The sequence below is a fragment of the Pseudomonas sp. MWU347 genome (assembly GCF_017947305.1).
GTDB classification, from domain to species: Bacteria; Pseudomonadota; Gammaproteobacteria; order Pseudomonadales; family Pseudomonadaceae; genus Aquipseudomonas; species Aquipseudomonas putida_A.
On record NZ_JAFGZB010000010.1, the window covers coordinates 195,292 to 212,211 of the forward strand.

A 16,920-nucleotide genomic window follows, 5' to 3' on the forward strand; every position below is an offset into this window, starting at 1 on the left:
TTTCAGCACAATCCCCTGCGCAAACGTTTAGCGCTGACCGTTCGTCGGCAAGCGCCTCATGCACCTTCGCCGCGCGCCGATGAGCAATGCATGGCGCTGAATGGATTTGGCGAACCGGGTAGTTCATCCCGTGGCCACCTGCTCATTCATTCACGAGATCGCCCCATGTTCGACTCTCTCTCCATTCGCCTGAAAATTGTCCTGCTCTCCGGTCTGTGCCTGCTGGGTGTGGTTGCGCTGATCGTCGGCATGAACATTTACCAGACCAACCAGAACGACGATCTGGTCAGTGACTCCAGCAGCAAGATGCTCACCGCCAGTGTGCAGAACCTGTTGCAGGCCAAGGCGGCCGAACAAGCAGTGCGGGTGCAGAAGACCTTTGGCGAAAGCCTGACGGTGATCACCGCGCTGGCCGATCAGATCAAGGACATGCGCGCACTGGCCGCCAAGCGTTCGCTGGACGCCGGGGCCCTGCGTGAAGAGTTGAATCAGAGCCTGAAAACCGCGTTCGAGCGCAACGACAAGGTGCTCGGCATCTGGCTCGCCTTCGAACCCAACGGCCTCGACGGCAAGGACAGCGAGTTCGTCAACGATGCCGCGCGTCAGTCCAATGAAGCCGGGCGTTTTGCAACTTACTGGAGCCGCGCTGCCGGCTCGGCGCTGAACACGATCATGGTCGAAGAAGACATGACCAAGACCACCCTCAGCGTCAGCGGCACGCCGTACAACAGCTGGTACACCTGCCCTCGTGACAACAAGCGTACTTGCCTGCTCGACCCGTATGCCGACACCGTGGGCGGCAAGGAAATGTTGATGACCACCATTTCCGTGCCGTTGATCGTCGACGGCAAGGCCATCGGCGTGGTCGGTGTCGACATCGCCCTCGATGCCCTGCAAGCGGCGGCGGTGGAGTCCCAACGCAACCTGTTCAACAACGCCGGACACATGCTGATCGTTTCGGGCAGCGGCGTGCTCGCTGCCGACAGTTCCGATGCGACCAAGGTCGGTAAAAAGATCAGCGATACCCTCGGTGCCGATGGCAAGGATCTGCTGCAACTGGTCAGCAGCGGCACGCCGAAGATTCTCGAACAGGGCGAGCTGATTCGCGCGGTGTACCCGGTAGATCCGATTGGCAACTCGCGGGCTTGGGGTGTGGTCATCGACCTGCCGAAGCAGGTTCTGCTGGCCGATTCGGTCAAGCTGCAGGCAGTGCTCGACGATGCGCAGAAAACCGGGGTGATCACCGCGTTGCTGGTGGCGGTAGTCGCCGGTCTGATTGGCCTGCTGCTGATCTGGCTCACCGCGTCGGGCGTGACCCGGCCGATCAACAGCGTCGCCGAGATGCTGAAGAACATCGCCAGCGGTGAAGGCGATCTGACCCAGCGCCTGAACTACAGCAAGAAGGATGAACTGGGCGAACTGGTGAACTGGTTCAACCGCTTCCTCGACAAGCTGCAACCGACCATCGCCCAGATCAAGCAGAGCATCACCGAAGCGCGTGGCACTGCTGATCAGTCTTCGGAAATCGCCCGCCAGACCAGCGAAGGCATGCAGGTGCAGTTCCGCGAAATCGATCAGGTCGCCACCGCGTCCAACGAAATGAGCGCCACCGCCCACGACGTCGCCAACAGCGCGTCGAACGCGGCCAACGCCGCCAAGGGCGCCGATCAGTCGGCCAGGGACGGCATGTCGATCATCGAGCGCAGCACCCGCGACATCAATCAACTGGCCGATGAAGTCAGCAAAGCGGTGACCGAAGTCGAAGCGCTGGCGGTCAACAGCGAGCAGATCGGTTCGGTGCTGGAAGTGATCCGCAGCATCGCCGAACAGACCAACCTGCTGGCGCTCAACGCCGCCATCGAAGCGGCCCGCGCCGGGGAAAGCGGTCGTGGTTTCGCGGTGGTGGCCGACGAGGTGCGCAACCTCGCCAAGCGCACTCAGGATTCGGTGGAAGAAATCCGCATCGTCATCGAACGCATCCAGACCGGCACCCGTGGCGTGGTCGCGACCATGCATTCGAGCCAGACCCAGGCGCACAACAACGCCGGGCAGATCCGGCAGGCGGTGGATGCGCTGGGCAAGATCAGCGATGCGGTCACGGTGATCAGCGACATGAACCTGCAGATCGCCAGCGCCGCCGAACAGCAGAGCGCCGTGGCCGAAGAGGTCAACCGCAACGTCTCGGCGATCCGCACCGTGACTGAAACCCTGACTGAACAGGCCACTGAATCGGCGGCGATCAGCAGCCAGCTCAATGCCCTGGCCAGTCAGCAGATGAAGCTGATGGATCAGTTCCGCGTCTGAAATCCACCACAGTCCCCTTGTGGGAGCGGGCTTGCTCGCGAATACGGTGTGTCAGTCACTTTATATGGCGCTGATACACCGCATTCGCGAGCAAGCCCGCTCCCACAGGGATTTGTGTTGACTCAGGAGATGAGGGTTTTCATCTAAGCCGAGATTTTTTTGCACTATCATCGCCCTCTCTCCCGGAGGGCCTTCGATGACTGATTTACTCACGTCCATTCAAGCCGCACTCGGCTTGCCCCACACGTCGATTCCGTTGACCGCCAGTGGCGCCCTGCCCTCGGCGTTTGCCGTCAGCGACCTGGCCTGCGCGAGCATCGGCGCTGCCGGTCAGGCCGTCAGCGAACTGCTCCGGCAACAGACCGGGCACTTGCCCGCCGTGGAAGTCGATCGGCGTCTGGCGTCGTTCTGGTTTGCCACCTCGTTGCGGCCGATCGGCTGGGAGATCCCGCCGCTGTGGGATCCGATTGCTGGCGACTACGCAACCGAAGACGGCTGGATCCGCCTGCACACCAACGCCCCACATCACCGTGCTGCGGCTGAAAGCGTGCTCGGTGCCTGCGCCGATCGCGCTGCCATGGCGGCGAAAGTCGCGCAGTGGAACAGCGCCGATCTGGAACAAGCGGTGGTCGAGGCCAACGGCTGCGCCGCCGAAATGCGCAGTTGGGCGCAATGGCAGCAGCATCCGCAAGGGATGGCAGTGAATGCCGAGCCGCTGGTGCATTTCATCGATTCGCAGGATGAAAAGGCCAACGCGTGGCAAGGCTCGGTGGCGCAACCGCTGGCCGGGCTCAAGGTGCTCGACCTGACCCGCGTGCTCGCCGGCCCCACCGCCAGCCGTTTTCTCGCGGGCCTCGGCGCCAACGTGCTGCGCATCGATCCGCCGAGCTGGAACGAGCCGGGTGTCATTCCCGACATGACTCTTGGCAAACGCTGTGCGCGGCTGGACCTGCAGCAACCGAGCGATCGCGCGGTGTTCGAAATCCTGTTGAAGGACGCCGACATTCTCCTGCACGGCTACCGTGCCGATGCCCTGGAACACCTCGGTTTCGGCGCCGAACGCCGTCGACAACTGGCGCCGGGGCTGATCGACGTCAGTCTCAATGCCTACGGCTGGAGCGGCCCATGGCAGAACCGCCGTGGCTTCGACAGCCTGGTGCAGATGAGCAGCGGCATCGCCGAGGCCGGACAGCGCTGGAAACAGGCTGACAAACCGACGCCGCTGCCGGTGCAGGCGCTGGATCACGCGACCGGGTATCTGATGGCGGCGAGTGCGATCACATTGCTCACTGAACGTTTGCGCAGCGGTCGCGGCGGTTCTGCACGCTTGTCACTGGCGCGCACCGCCAAACTGTTGATCGAACATGGGCCTGGGACGAGCGAAGCGTTGCGCGCCGAGGCTAAACAGGATCAAGACTCACGGGTGGAGCAGACCCCGTGGGGGCCGGCGCACCGCTTGCTGGCACCGGTGACGATCAGCGGGACGCCGCTGCAGTGGGCGTTGCCGGCTACTGAATTGGGTTCGCATCGCGCGCAGTGGTGATGACCATTCGGGCCTCTTCGCGAGCAAGCCCGCTCCCACAGGGGAATGCATTTCAAATGTGGGAGCGGGCTTGCTCGCGAAGAGGCCCGCACTGACACCACCGATGCACAATCAATCCACCTACAGCGACAACACCCCGCTGTACAAACCATACGCCGCCAGCCCCGCGCCGATCAGCACGCAGGCGAAAATGCCTTTCTCGACAGGGGTGAACAGCGGCTCGCCCTGCTCATGCTTGGCCTTGGCAAACAGCACCACCCCCGGCGCATACAGCAACGCCGACAGCAGCAGGTATTTCACTCCGCCGGCATACAACAACCACACCGCGTAGCACAGGGCGATGCCGCCAATCAGCAGATCCTTGGTACGTTCGGCCGAGGCATGTTCGTAGGTTTCGCCACGTCCGCTGAGCAGCACCGCGTACGCCGCCGACCACAGGTACGGCACCAGAATCATCGACGAAGCGAGGTAGATCAGGCTGGTGTAGGTGCCGGCGGAAAACAGTGTGATCAGCAGGAATATCTGAATCATCACGTTGGTCAGCCACAGCGCATTGACCGGCACATGGTTGGCGTTTTCCTTTTTCAGGAACGCCGGCATGGTTTTGTCCCTGGCCGTGGCAAACAGGATTTCCGCGCACAGCAGCGCCCATGACAGCAATGCGCCAAGCAGCGACACCGCCAGACCGAGGCTGATCAACAATGCGCCCCACGGCCCGACGATGTGCTCCAGCACCGCCGCCAGCGACGGGTTCTGCAAAGTCGCGAGTTCGGGCTGGCTCATGATCCCCAGCGACAGCACGTTGACCAGCACCAGCAGCGCCAGCACACCGAGGAAGCCGATCACCGTGGCGCGCCCGACGTCGCTGCGTTTCTCCGCCCGCGCCGAATACACGCTGGCGCCCTCGATGCCGATAAACACGAACACCGTCACCAGCATCATGTTGCGCACCTGATCCATCACCCCGCCGAAGCTCGGGTTGCTGCGGCCCCAGATGTCGCGGGTGAAAATGTCGGCCTTGAACGCCACGGCGGCAATCACGATGAACATGATCAGCGGCACGATCTTGGCGACCGTGGTCACCTGATTGATGAACGCCGCCTCCTTGATCCCGCGCATCACCAGAAAATGCACCGCCCACAACAGCACCGACGCGCAGCCGATGGCGATCGGCGTATTGCCCTGACCGAATACCGGAAAGAAGTAACCGAGGGTGCTGAACAGCAACACGAAATAACCGACGTTGCCCAGCCACGCGCTGATCCAGTAGCCCCAGGCGGACGAGAAACCCATGTAGTCGCCAAACCCGGCCTTGGCGTAGGCATAGACCCCCGAGTCCAGCTCGGGCTTGCGGTTGGCCAGGGTCTGGAACACGAAGGCCAAGGTTAGCATGCCGATGGCGGTGATCCCCCAGCCGATCAGGATTGCCCCGGCATCGGCGCGGGCGGCCATGTTCTGTGGCAGCGAGAAAATCCCCCCGCCAATCATCGAACCCACCACCAGGGCGATCAACGCACCCAGTCGCAGCTTTTGCGTCGGTTGCGACATTCCAGTCTCCCTTTTCCTGACAACGGTTCTCGAAACCTGTTTATACCTGTGGCGAGGGGATTTATCCCCGATGGGCGGCATAGCCGCCCCAAAACCTGAGAACTCGTTCTGCCTGACACCGCGCCGAATGGATCTGGGGCGGCTACGCCACCCATCGGGGATAAATCCCCTCGCCACAAGTGTGTCTATTTCTGGGTATTAACTAAACGGATAAAGCGTAAGTACGTTTTTTGAATAACGCCAATACCCCTCTTATATATAGCCAACAACGCTAACGCCTAGCACGACTAATCGCTTTTGTGCGCGAATCCTGATTATTCGATTCTGTACTGAAAACAGATGTGAAAAATTTGCCAAAAGCTGAAAACCAACTAGCGTGATAACTCTAAAGTAATAAGACCAATTCCCAACCACATCAGTAAAAAGCCTCTAGGACGGGCTTTCCAGGCGATAGCTTTATGCCTCCAGTTGTTTCATAAGTCATTCATTAACAATGGAATGTGGCCATGCACTGATCTATGTCAGCTGATTGAACAGACAACAGATCTACGCTGTGAACTCTTCTCTCCTGCAATGGAGTCATGCAATGTCTGAAGCTCCCGGAAAACTACGACTCGGTGCATTGGTTGCCTTGGTAGTCGGCTCAATGATTGGTGGCGGGATATTCTCTTTGCCACAAAACATGGCCGCGAGCGCCGACGTCGGCGCGGTACTGATTGGCTGGGCCATCACCGCTGTCGGCATGCTCACCCTCGCTTTTGTCTTTCAAACCCTCGCCAATCGCAAGCCTGACCTGGACGGCGGTGTCTACGCCTACGCCAAGGCCGGATTCGGCGATTACATGGGTTTCTCGTCCGCCTGGGGTTACTGGATCAGTGCCTGGCTGGGCAACGTTGGCTACTTTGTTCTGTTGTTCAGCACCCTCGGGTATTTCTTTCCGATTTTCGGCGAAGGCAACACGGTAGCGGCGGTGATCGGCGCCTCGGTGCTGCTGTGGGCCGTGCACTTTCTGGTACTGCGCGGGATCAAGGAAGCGGCGTTCATCAACCTGGTGACCACCGTCGCCAAGGTCGTGCCGCTGCTGCTGTTCGTGCTGATCGCGGTATTCGCCTTCAAACTGGACATCTTCACCGCCGACATCTGGGGTGTGAAAAACCCGGATCTGGGCAGCGTAATGAACCAGGTGCGCAACATGATGCTGGTCACCGTGTGGGTGTTCATCGGCATCGAGGGCGCGAGCATCTTCTCGGCGCGGGCGGAAAAACGCTCGGACGTCGGCAAGGCCACCGTCATCGGTTTCATCACCGTGCTGCTGTTCCTGGTGCTGGTCAACGTGCTGTCGCTGGGCATCATGACCCAGCCGGAACTGGCCAAACTGCAGAACCCGTCGATGGCCGCCGTGCTTGAGCACGTGGTCGGTCATTGGGGCGCGGTGCTGATCAGCGTCGGCCTGATCATCTCGCTGCTGGGCGCGCTGCTGTCGTGGGTGCTGCTGTGTGCGGAGATCATGTTCGCCGCCGCCAAAGACCACACCATGCCCGAGTTTCTGCGCAAGGAAAACGCCAATCACGTACCGGTCAACGCCCTGTGGCTGACCAACGCGATGGTCCAGCTGCTCCTGATCATCACCCTGTTTTCGGCCAGCACTTACCTGTCGCTGATCTACCTCGCCACTTCGATGATTCTGGTGCCGTACCTGTGGTCGGCGGCCTATGCCCTGTTGCTGGCGGTGCGCGGCGAAAGCTACGAAGGCTTCGCGGCCGAACGACGCAAGGATCTGATTATCGGCGGCATCGCGCTGATCTACGCGGTGTGGCTGCTGTATGCCGGCGGGGTCAAGTATCTGCTGCTCTCGGCCCTGCTCTACGCACCCGGCGCGATCCTGTTCGCCAAGGCCAAGCTGGAACTCAAACAACCGATTTTCACTAACGTCGAGAAGCTGATTTTCGCCGCAGTGGTCGTGGGTGCCCTGGTGGCTGCCTACGGTCTCTACGACGGCTTCCTGACCTTGTAACCCTTGATTTGTAATCTGGAGGATCACTGCAATGACCACGGAAAAAGTTAAGTACGGCGTCCATTCCGAAGCCGGCAAACTGCGCAAAGTCATGGTTTGCTCCCCAGGTCTGGCCCACCAGCGCCTGACCCCGAACAACTGCGATGAACTGCTGTTCGATGACGTGCTGTGGGTGGCCCAGGCCAAGCGCGACCACTTCGACTTCGTGACCAAGATGCGTGAACGCGGGATCGACGTGCTGGAAATGCACAACCTGCTGACTGATATCGTCGCCAACCCCGAAGCGCTGGACTGGATCCTCGATCGCAAGGTCACCGCCGACTCGGTAGGCCTGGGCCTGATCAGCGAAGTGAAGTCCTGGCTGAAAAGCCTTGAGCCGCGACACATCGCCGAATACCTGATTGGCGGCGTATCCGCGGATGATCTGCCGGACAGCTTCGGTGGCAAGACCATCCAGATGTTCCGCGACTTCCTCGGCCACTCCAGCTTCATCCTGCCGCCGCTGCCGAACACCCAGTTCACCCGCGACACAACCTGCTGGATCTACGGTGGCGTGACGCTGAACCCGATGTACTGGCCGGCGCGTCGCCAGGAAACCCTGCTGGCCACTGCCATCTACAAATTTCACCCGCAGTTCACCAACGCCGATTTCGAAATCTGGTACGGCGACCCGGACAAGGATCACGGCAGCTCGACCCTCGAGGGCGGCGATGTGATGCCGATCGGCAACGGCGTGGTGTTGATCGGCATGGGCGAACGCTCATCGCGTCAGGCGATCGGCCAACTGGCGCTGAATCTGTTCAAGAACAAAGCGGTGGAAAAAGTCATCGTCGCCGGCCTGCCGAAGTCCCGCGCCGCGATGCACCTGGACACCGTGTTCAGCTTTTGCGACCGCGACCTGGTGACGATCTTCCCGGAAGTGGTGAACCAGATCGTCGCGTTCACCCTGCGGCCTGACGAAAGCAAACAGGGCGGCATCGACATTCGCCGCGAAGAAGGCAGCTTCCTCGACACCGTGGCCAAAGCCCTCAACCTGCCGAAGCTGCGCGTGGTGGAAACCGGCGGCAACAGCTTCGCCGCCGAACGCGAGCAATGGGACGACGGCAACAACGTGGTGGCCGTGGAACCGGGCGTGGTCATCGGCTACGACCGCAACACCTACACCAACACCCTGCTGCGCAAGGCGGGCGTGGAGGTCATCACCATCAGCGCCGGCGAACTCGGTCGTGGCCGTGGCGGCGGCCACTGCATGACCTGCCCGATCATCCGCGACCCAATCGATTACTAAACCTCTGAGCCTTGGCCGCGACTTACAAAGCGCGGCCAGGGGGATAACCGACACCGAAGGAGATCCATCATGGCTTTTAACATCCACAACCGTAACCTGCTCAGCCTGGAACACCACACCCCACGCGAGCTGCGTTACCTGCTCGACCTGTCCCGCGATCTGAAACGCGCGAAATACACCGGCACCGAACAGCAACACCTCAAGGGCAACAACATCGCCCTGATCTTCGAAAAAACCTCGACCCGCACCCGTTGCGCGTTCGAAGTGGCGGCCTATGACCAAGGCGCCAATGTCACCTACATCGACCCGAACTCGTCGCAGATCGGCCACAAGGAAAGCATGAAAGACACGGCCCGCGTGCTGGGTCGCATGTACGACGCCATCGAATACCGTGGTTTCAAACAGGAAATCGTCGAAGAGCTGGCGAAGTTCGCCGGGGTGCCGGTGTTCAACGGCCTGACCGACGAATATCACCCAACGCAAATGATCGCCGACGTGCTGACCATGCGTGAACACGCCGACAAGCCGATCCACGAAATCAGCTACGCCTACCTCGGCGATGCGCGCAACAACATGGGCAACTCGCTGCTGCTGGTCGGCGCCAAGCTCGGCATGGACGTGCGCATCTGCGCGCCGAAAGCCCTGTGGCCGCATGACGATCTGGTCGATCGCTGCAAGAAATACGCGGAAGAATCCGGCGCACGCATCACCCTGACCGAAGACCCGAAAGCCGCAGTCAAAGGCGTCGATTTCATCCACACCGACGTCTGGGTGTCGATGGGCGAGCCGGTTGAAGCCTGGGCCGAACGTATCCAGCAACTGCTGCCGTACCAGGTCAACAAAGAGCTGATGAAAGCCACCGGCAACCCGCGCACCAAGTTCATGCACTGCCTGCCGGCGTTCCACAACAGCGATACCAAGGTCGGCAAACAGATCGCCGAACAGTACCCGCACCTGGCCAACGGCATCGAAGTGACCGACGACGTGTTCGAGTCACCCGCCTGCATCGCCTTCGAGCAAGCGGAAAACCGCATGCACACGATCAAGGCGATCCTGGTTTCGACCCTGGCTGATCTGTAACTGAAATAGCTCCCACTGAAGGAACCGAATCCCAATGTGGGAGCGGGCTTGCTCGCGAAAGCGGTGTGTCATTCAACAGAGATGTCGACTGATCCGCCGCCTTCGGGAGCAAGCCCCCTCCCACCAAGGCCCGCGGTTCCGGCAGTGCGACCGAGTCGTTTGCCATTCCTCTGTTTTAGAAGGACATGCACCATGCGTATCGTCGTAGCTCTGGGCGGTAACGCCCTGCTCCGTCGTGGCGAGCCGATGACCGCTGACAACCAGCGCGCCAACATCCGCATCGCCACCGAGCAAATCGCCAAGATCCATCCCGGCAACCAACTGGTCATCGCCCACGGCAATGGCCCGCAAGTCGGCCTGCTGTCGCTGCAGGCGGCGGCCTACACCTCCGTCACCCCTTACCCGCTGGACGTGCTCGGTGCCGAAACCGAAGGCATGATCGGCTACATCATCGAACAGGAACTGGGCAACCTGCTGGACTTCGAAGTGCCGTTCGCCACCCTGCTGACCCAGGTTGAAGTCGACGCCAAGGACCCGGCCTTTCAGAATCCAACCAAACCGATCGGCCCGGTCTACGACAAGGCCGAAGCGGAAAAACTCGCTGCTGAAAGAGGTTGGGCCATCGCTCCGGACGGCGACAAGTTCCGTCGTGTGGTGGCCAGTCCACGGCCGAAACGCATCTTCGAGATCCGCCCGATCAAGTGGCTGCTGGACAAGGGCAGCATCGTGATTTGTGCGGGTGGCGGCGGGATTCCGACCATGTACGACGAGCACCGCAACCTCAAGGGCATCGAGGCGGTGATCGACAAGGATCTGTGCTCGTCGCTGCTCGCCGAGCAACTGGAAGCTGACTTGCTGGTGATCGCCACCGACGTCAACGCGGCGTTCGTCGACTATGGCAAGCCGTCGCAGAAAGCCATCGCCGAAGCCCACCCGGATGAACTCGAACGCCTCGGTTTCGCCGCTGGCTCCATGGGACCGAAGGTGCAGGCAGCCTGCGAATTCGCGCGCCATACTGGCAAGGTCGCGGTGATCGGCTCGCTCGCGGACATCGAAGCGATCGTCCAGGGCACTGCCGGCACACGCGTCAGCACGGCGAAGCCGGGCATCAGCTATCGATAATTAGAAACTCAAGGGCAGGCCCAGGGTCTGCCCTTCTCCCATGCCTTGATCAGGAGAAACCCATGGCCATATTCAACCCCGGTCATTTGCACATCGAGCGACATGCGTTGACGCCAGATGACGTCAGTTACGACCTGTGTCTCGACTATGAAGTGTTCACCGATCCGCAAAAAGGCAAAGGGATACAGTTCACCCTGCACGGCAATATGCAGGGCAAGGACATGAAGGAAGCGTTTTTCCTGCCCAAGGAAGAGGCTTACAACTTCGCCCGCGACGTGACCCGGATTGCCGAGAAATATGGGATTCCAAAGGCTCACAGCCAGATCGGTTCGGTGCACAAACATTACGATCTGATGTTTGAGGACATCCGGCAGAAGTTGAATATGCAATCCGGGGATCCGGTTAATCCCGAGCATTTCGAGTAACCCCAAAAGCCCCCTCACCCTAACCCTCTCCCGGAGGGAGAGGGGACTGACCGAGTTGCTCGCTCAAGGTACACCGACCTGAAATAGCGAGCCGAACTCAAGTTTTGAAAAGCCCCCAATCTGCTCCCTTTCCCCCTCGCCCCTCTGGGGAGAGGGCTGGGGTGAGGGGGTAGATCTCCAGCACGACAACAATCTCAAGATTTCACCCCAGTCCCCCATCAAGGCATACTTGCCCCCCTCCGCATTCCAGAACACTGAACCGCCCCCATGCGTATCCACGTCAGCTTCATCGACCGCGTCGGCATCACCCAGGAAGTCCTGGCTATCCTCGGTGGGCGCAATCTCAATCTGGATGCGGTGGAGATGATTCCGCCCAACGTCTACATCGATGCACCGACCTTGAGCCCGCAAGTGCTCGAAGAGCTCAAAGATGCGTTGTTCCGGGTGCGCGGCGTGGAGGCCGTGGTGGTGGTCGACATCCTCCCTGGTCAGCGTCGGCACTTGCAGCTCGATGCGTTGCTCGCGGCGATGACCGATCCGGTACTTGCCCTTGATAGCGCCGGCAAAGTCCTGCTGGCCAACCCGGCACTGATTGCGCTGTACGGGCGTGAACCGGCAGGTGAAAGTGTCTCTGAGCTGTTCAACGACCCCGGTCTGCTGGAAACCCTGCTCGAACAAGGCTTCCGCCTGCCGCTGCGTGAGATCACCGTCAATGGCCAGACCCTGCTGCTGGACGCCACGCCGATCACCGACGCCGGTGCGCTGCTGACCCTGTATCAGCCAAACCGTATCGGCGAACAGCTCTCGGCGTTGCACCATGACCATGCCGAAGGTTTCGATGCATTGCTCGGCGAGTCTCCGGCGATCCGCACGCTGAAGGCCCGCGCGCAACGAGTCGCAGCCCTCGACGCACCGCTGCTGATTCAAGGCGAAACCGGCACCGGTAAAGAACTGGTGGCCCGCGCTTGCCACGCGATCAGTGCGCGGCACAGTGCGCCGTTTCTCGCGCTGAACTGCGCGGCGCTGCCGGAAAACCTCGCCGAGAGCGAACTGTTCGGCTACGCCCCCGGTGCCTTTACCGGCGCGCAACGTGGCGGCAAACCGGGGCTGATGGAACTGGCCAACCAGGGCACGGTGTTTCTCGACGAGATCGGCGAGATGTCGCCGTACTTGCAAGCCAAACTGCTGCGCTTTTTGAACGACGGTAGCTTCCGTCGAGTGGGCGGCGATCGTGAAGTGAAGGTCAACGTGCGGATCCTCAGCGCGACCCACCGCGACTTGGAAAAAATGGTCAGCGAAGGCCTGTTCCGCGAAGACCTGTTCTACCGTCTCAACGTGCTCAACGTCGAAGTGCCGCCGCTGCGTGAGCGAGGTCAGGACATTCTGCTGCTGGCGCGCTATTTCATGCAGCAGGCGTGTGCGCAGATCCAGCGCCCGGTGTGTCGCCTGGCACCGGGGACTTATCCAGCGCTGCTCGGCAACCGCTGGCCGGGCAACGTGCGCCAGTTGCAGAACGTGATCTTCCGCGCCGCCGCGATCTGCGAGAGCAGTCTGGTCGACATCGGCGACCTCGACATCGCCGGCACCTCGGTGGCGCGGCAGACCGACAGCGACGTCGACAGCCTTGAACAAGCCGTCGAATCCTTCGAAAAATCGCTGCTGGAAAAACTCTACGTCAGCTACCCCTCGACCCGCCAACTGGCCAGCCGCCTGCAGACCTCGCACACGGCAATCGCCCATCGCCTGCGCAAGTACGGCATCCCCAATAAACCGTAAGCCGCACGCGGTCAAAAATGTGGGAGCGGGCTTGCTCGCGAATGCGGTGGGCCATTCAACAGTGATGTCGACTGACCTGACGCTTTCGCGAGCAAGCCCGCTCCCACAGGGGGTTGATGTGACGGATTCGAAATCCGTTCAAAAGCGACCTCCATCTGTACTGAAAGCGCTACAGCGGAACGATATCGCTACACCCTCCTCCGATCGCCGCTGTGCAAGGCTTTGATCCGCTTCAGCTTTTCTCCCCGCCCCAAGCTGTAGCGATTTCGCTACAGAAGCCCCACACCCATCACAACCAGAAACATATAACTATTTGATTTATATAGATAAATACAATCTGGCCGCGTTCTTGCTAAGTAACCGCTCATAAAATCAGGGCTTTCATGCCCAAGCCTTCCACCGCGTCCACCAGACGAGTCTGGCCCCCTTAGGAGTTTCCATGAGCGAGTTGCGTTTTACTGAAGATCACGAATGGCTGCGCACCGAAGCTGACGGCAGCGTTACTGTCGGCATCACCGCTTTCGCGCAGAACGCTTTGGGCGACGTGGTGTTCGTGCAACTGCCTGAGCTGCAGGCTTACGAAAAAGGCGCTGAAGCCGCCACCGTGGAATCGGTGAAAGCCGCCAGCGGCGTGTACATGCCGCTCGACGGTGAAGTTGTGGAAGTGAACCCGGCACTGGACGGCAGCCCGGAACTGGTCAACGAAGATCCGCTGGGCGAAGGCTGGTTCTTCCGCTTCCAGCCAAGCGACGCCGCCGCTGTCGGCAAACTGCTCGATCAAGACGCCTACGACCGCCTGATCAAAGCCCAAGCCGAAGCCTGAGGAGTAACGACATGACCCAAGTAAACCTCGGCACTGCCAACGAATTCATCGCCCGTCACATCGGCCCACGCGCCGGTGACGAGCAAGCCATGCTCAACAGCCTCGGCTTCGACTCGCTCAAAGCGCTGAGCGCCAGCGTCATCCCGGAAAGCATCAAGGGCACCAGCGTGCTCGGCCTGGACGACGGCCTGAGCGAAGCCGATGCATTGGCGATGATCAAATCGATCGCCGGCAAAAACCAACTGTTCAAGACCTACATCGGCCAGGGCTACTACAACTGCCACACGCCGTCACCGATCCTGCGCAACCTGTTGGAAAACCCGGCCTGGTACACCGCTTACACCCCGTACCAGCCGGAAATTTCCCAGGGCCGTCTCGAAGCGCTGCTGAACTTCCAGACCCTGATCAGCGATCTCACCGGCCTGCCGATCGCCAACGCTTCCCTGCTCGACGAAGCCACCGCCGCTGCCGAAGCCATGACCTTCTGCAAACGCCTGAGCAAGAACAAGGGCAGCCATCAGTTCTTCGCCTCGATCCACAGCCACCCGCAAACCCTCGACGTGCTGCGCACCCGTGCCGAGCCGCTGGGCATCGAAGTGGTGGTTGGCGATGAGCGTGAACTGAGCGACGTCACGCCGTTCTTCGGCGCGCTGCTGCAATACCCGGCGAGCAATGGTGATGTGTTCGACTACCGCGAACTGACCGAGCGCTTCCACGCCGCCAACGCGCTGGTGGCGGTCGCTGCCGACCTGCTGGCCCTGACTTTGCTGACCGCTCCGGGCGAGTTCGGCGCCGACGTCGCTATCGGTTCCGCGCAACGCTTCGGCGTGCCGCTGGGCTTCGGTGGCCCGCACGCGGCCTATTTCTCTACCAAGGATGCGTTCAAGCGCGACATGCCGGGCCGTCTGGTCGGCGTTTCGGTTGACCGCTTCGGCAAACCGGCCCTGCGTCTGGCGATGCAGACCCGCGAGCAACACATCCGCCGCGAGAAGGCCACCTCGAACATCTGCACCGCACAAGTGCTGCTGGCCAACATCGCCAGCATGTACGCCGTGTACCACGGCCCGAAAGGCCTGACCCAGATCGCCAACCGCGTGCATCACCTGACCGCGATTCTGGCCAAGGGCCTGAGCGCACTGGGCCAGACCGTCGAGCAGACAAGCTTCTTCGACACCCTGACCGTAGCCACCGGCGCACACACCGCCACGCTGCACGACAAGGCACACGCCGCGCAGATCAACCTGCGGGTCATCGATGCCGAGCGTCTGGGCCTGTCGGTGGACGAAACCACCACTCAGGCTGACATCGAAACCCTGTGGGGCCTGTTCGCCGACGGCAAGGCCCTGCCGGACTTCGCTGCGCTGGCCGCGTCGGTGCAAAGCACCATCCCGGCGGCGCTGGTACGTCAGTCGCCGATCCTCAGCCACCCGGTGTTCAACCGTTATCACTCGGAAACCGAGCTGATGCGCTACCTGCGCAAACTGGCGGACAAGGACCTGGCACTGGATCGCACGATGATCCCGTTGGGCTCGTGCACCATGAAACTCAACGCCGCGAGCGAAATGATCCCGGTGACCTGGGCCGAATTCGGCGCCCTGCACCCGTTCGCTCCGGCTGCGCAGAGCGCCGGTTATCAGCAACTGACCGATGAACTGGAAGCGATGCTCTGCGCCGCCACCGGTTACGACGCGATCTCGCTGCAACCGAACGCCGGTTCGCAAGGTGAGTACGCAGGCCTGCTGGCGATTCGCGCGTACCACCAGAGCCGTGGCGACGAGCGCCGCGACATCTGCCTGATCCCGTCGTCGGCCCACGGCACCAACCCGGCCACCGCCAACATGGCCGGCATGCGCGTGGTGGTGACCGCGTGCGATGCGCGCGGCAACGTCGATATCGAAGACCTGCGCGCCAAAGCCGTCGAGCACCGCGAACACCTCGCGGCGCTGATGATCACCTACCCGTCGACCCACGGCGTGTTCGAAGAAGGCATCCGCGAAATCTGCGGGATCATTCATGACAACGGCGGTCAGGTGTACATCGACGGCGCCAACATGAACGCGATGGTCGGCCTCTGCGCGCCGGGCAAGTTCGGCGGCGATGTCTCGCACCTGAACCTGCACAAGACTTTCTGCATCCCGCACGGCGGTGGCGGCCCGGGCGTCGGCCCGATCGGCGTCAAGTCGCACCTGACCCCGTTCCTGCCGGGTCACGGCCAGATGCAACGCAAGGAAGGTGCGGTCTGCGCAGCACCGTTCGGCAGCGCAAGCATTCTGCCGATCACCTGGATGTACATTCGCATGATGGGTGGCGCCGGTCTGAAGCGTGCTTCGCAGCTGGCGATCCTCAATGCCAACTACATTTCCCGTCGCCTCGAAGAGCACTATCCAGTGCTGTACACCGGCAGCAACGGGCTGGTGGCGCACGAATGCATCCTCGACCTGCGTCCACTGAAAGACAGCAGCGGCATCAGCGTCGATGACGTTGCCAAGCGCTTGATCGATTTCGGCTTCCACGCCCCGACCATGTCGTTCCCGGTCGCCGGTACGCTGATGATCGAGCCGACCGAAAGTGAATCCAAGGAAGAACTGGACCGCTTCTGCGACGCCATGATCCGCATCCGCGAAGAAATCCGCGCGGTGGAAAACGGCACGCTGGACAAGGACGACAACCCGCTGAAGAACGCCCCGCACACTGCTGCGGAACTGGTCGGCGAGTGGACCCACCCGTACAGCCGCGAGCAGGCCGTTTATCCGGTGGCGTCGTTGGTCGAAGGCAAATACTGGCCGCCGGTCGGTCGTGTCGACAACGTGTTCGGCGACCGCAACCTGGTCTGCGCCTGCCCGTCGATCGAAAGCTACGCTTAAACGGATGAGGGGCAGGTCACCTGCCCCGATTTTCAGCAACACCATAGATCCCAATGTGGGAGCGGGCTTGCTCGCGAATGCGGTGTATCAATCGCCATCAATGTTGCCTGACACACCGCATTCGCGAGCAAGC

Annotated in this window: 11 protein-coding genes; 10 read left to right on the plus strand and 1 reads right to left on the minus strand. The window is 61.1% G+C overall.

Annotated elements, in window-relative coordinates; genetic code table 11:
* The first annotated feature begins 165 nt into the window (after positions 1 to 165).
* Positions 166 to 2,304 carry a methyl-accepting chemotaxis protein gene (locus KCG87_RS21690; protein ID WP_135296415.1) on the plus strand — a complete coding sequence of 713 codons (2,139 nt, stop codon included), beginning with the start codon at positions 166 to 168 and terminating at the stop codon, positions 2,302 to 2,304.
* A gap of 196 nt (positions 2,305 to 2,500) precedes the next feature.
* Positions 2,501 to 3,847, plus strand: a complete 1,347-nt coding sequence (locus KCG87_RS21695) for a CoA transferase (protein ID WP_210558834.1) — start codon at positions 2,501 to 2,503, stop codon at positions 3,845 to 3,847.
* Positions 3,848 to 3,967: 120 nt separating this feature from the next.
* Here KCG87_RS21695 and arcD (KCG87_RS21700) read toward each other — a convergent pair whose 3' ends face one another.
* Positions 3,968 to 5,395 (minus strand): arginine-ornithine antiporter, encoded by a 1,428-nt coding sequence (gene arcD, locus KCG87_RS21700; protein ID WP_027612550.1) that lies wholly within the window; start codon positions 5,393 to 5,395, stop codon positions 3,968 to 3,970.
* A gap of 586 nt (positions 5,396 to 5,981) precedes the next feature.
* On the opposite strand from arcD (KCG87_RS21700), the gene arcD (KCG87_RS21705) reads away from it, so the two are divergent.
* The 8 genes from arcD (KCG87_RS21705) to gcvP all read left to right on the plus strand — a co-directional run bounded on the left by arcD (KCG87_RS21705) (position 5,982) and on the right by gcvP (position 16,787).
* Complete coding sequence (arcD, locus tag KCG87_RS21705) at positions 5,982 to 7,409, plus strand: arginine-ornithine antiporter (RefSeq protein ID WP_210558833.1); 1,428 nt, start codon at positions 5,982 to 5,984, stop codon at positions 7,407 to 7,409.
* Between the two features lie 31 nt (positions 7,410 to 7,440).
* Positions 7,441 to 8,697, plus strand: a complete 1,257-nt coding sequence (gene arcA, locus KCG87_RS21710; RefSeq protein ID WP_098965261.1) for an arginine deiminase — start codon at positions 7,441 to 7,443, stop codon at positions 8,695 to 8,697.
* 69 nt (positions 8,698 to 8,766) lie between these two features.
* Entirely contained in the window at positions 8,767 to 9,777 is a 1,011-nt protein-coding gene (locus KCG87_RS21715) for an ornithine carbamoyltransferase (RefSeq protein ID WP_003227481.1), read from the plus strand.
* A gap of 192 nt (positions 9,778 to 9,969) precedes the next feature.
* Positions 9,970 to 10,899 (plus strand): carbamate kinase, encoded by a 930-nt coding sequence (arcC, locus tag KCG87_RS21720; protein ID WP_134787177.1) that lies wholly within the window; start codon positions 9,970 to 9,972, stop codon positions 10,897 to 10,899.
* A 62-nt stretch (positions 10,900 to 10,961) separates the two neighbouring features.
* Positions 10,962 to 11,324, plus strand: a complete 363-nt coding sequence (locus tag KCG87_RS21725; protein WP_041068604.1) for a DUF5064 family protein — start codon at positions 10,962 to 10,964, stop codon at positions 11,322 to 11,324.
* A 267-nt stretch (positions 11,325 to 11,591) separates the two neighbouring features.
* Positions 11,592 to 13,100, plus strand: a complete 1,509-nt coding sequence (locus KCG87_RS21730) for a sigma-54-dependent transcriptional regulator (RefSeq protein WP_027612544.1) — start codon at positions 11,592 to 11,594, stop codon at positions 13,098 to 13,100.
* Positions 13,101 to 13,539: 439 nt separating this feature from the next.
* Entirely contained in the window at positions 13,540 to 13,923 is a 384-nt protein-coding gene (gene gcvH, locus KCG87_RS21735) for a glycine cleavage system protein GcvH (RefSeq protein WP_027612543.1), read from the plus strand.
* Entirely contained in the window at positions 13,920 to 16,787 is a 2,868-nt protein-coding gene (gene gcvP / locus KCG87_RS21740) for an aminomethyl-transferring glycine dehydrogenase (protein ID WP_210558888.1), read from the plus strand. Before gcvH ends, gcvP begins: the two co-directional genes overlap by 4 nt.
* The last annotated feature ends 133 nt before the right edge of the window (positions 16,788 to 16,920 follow it).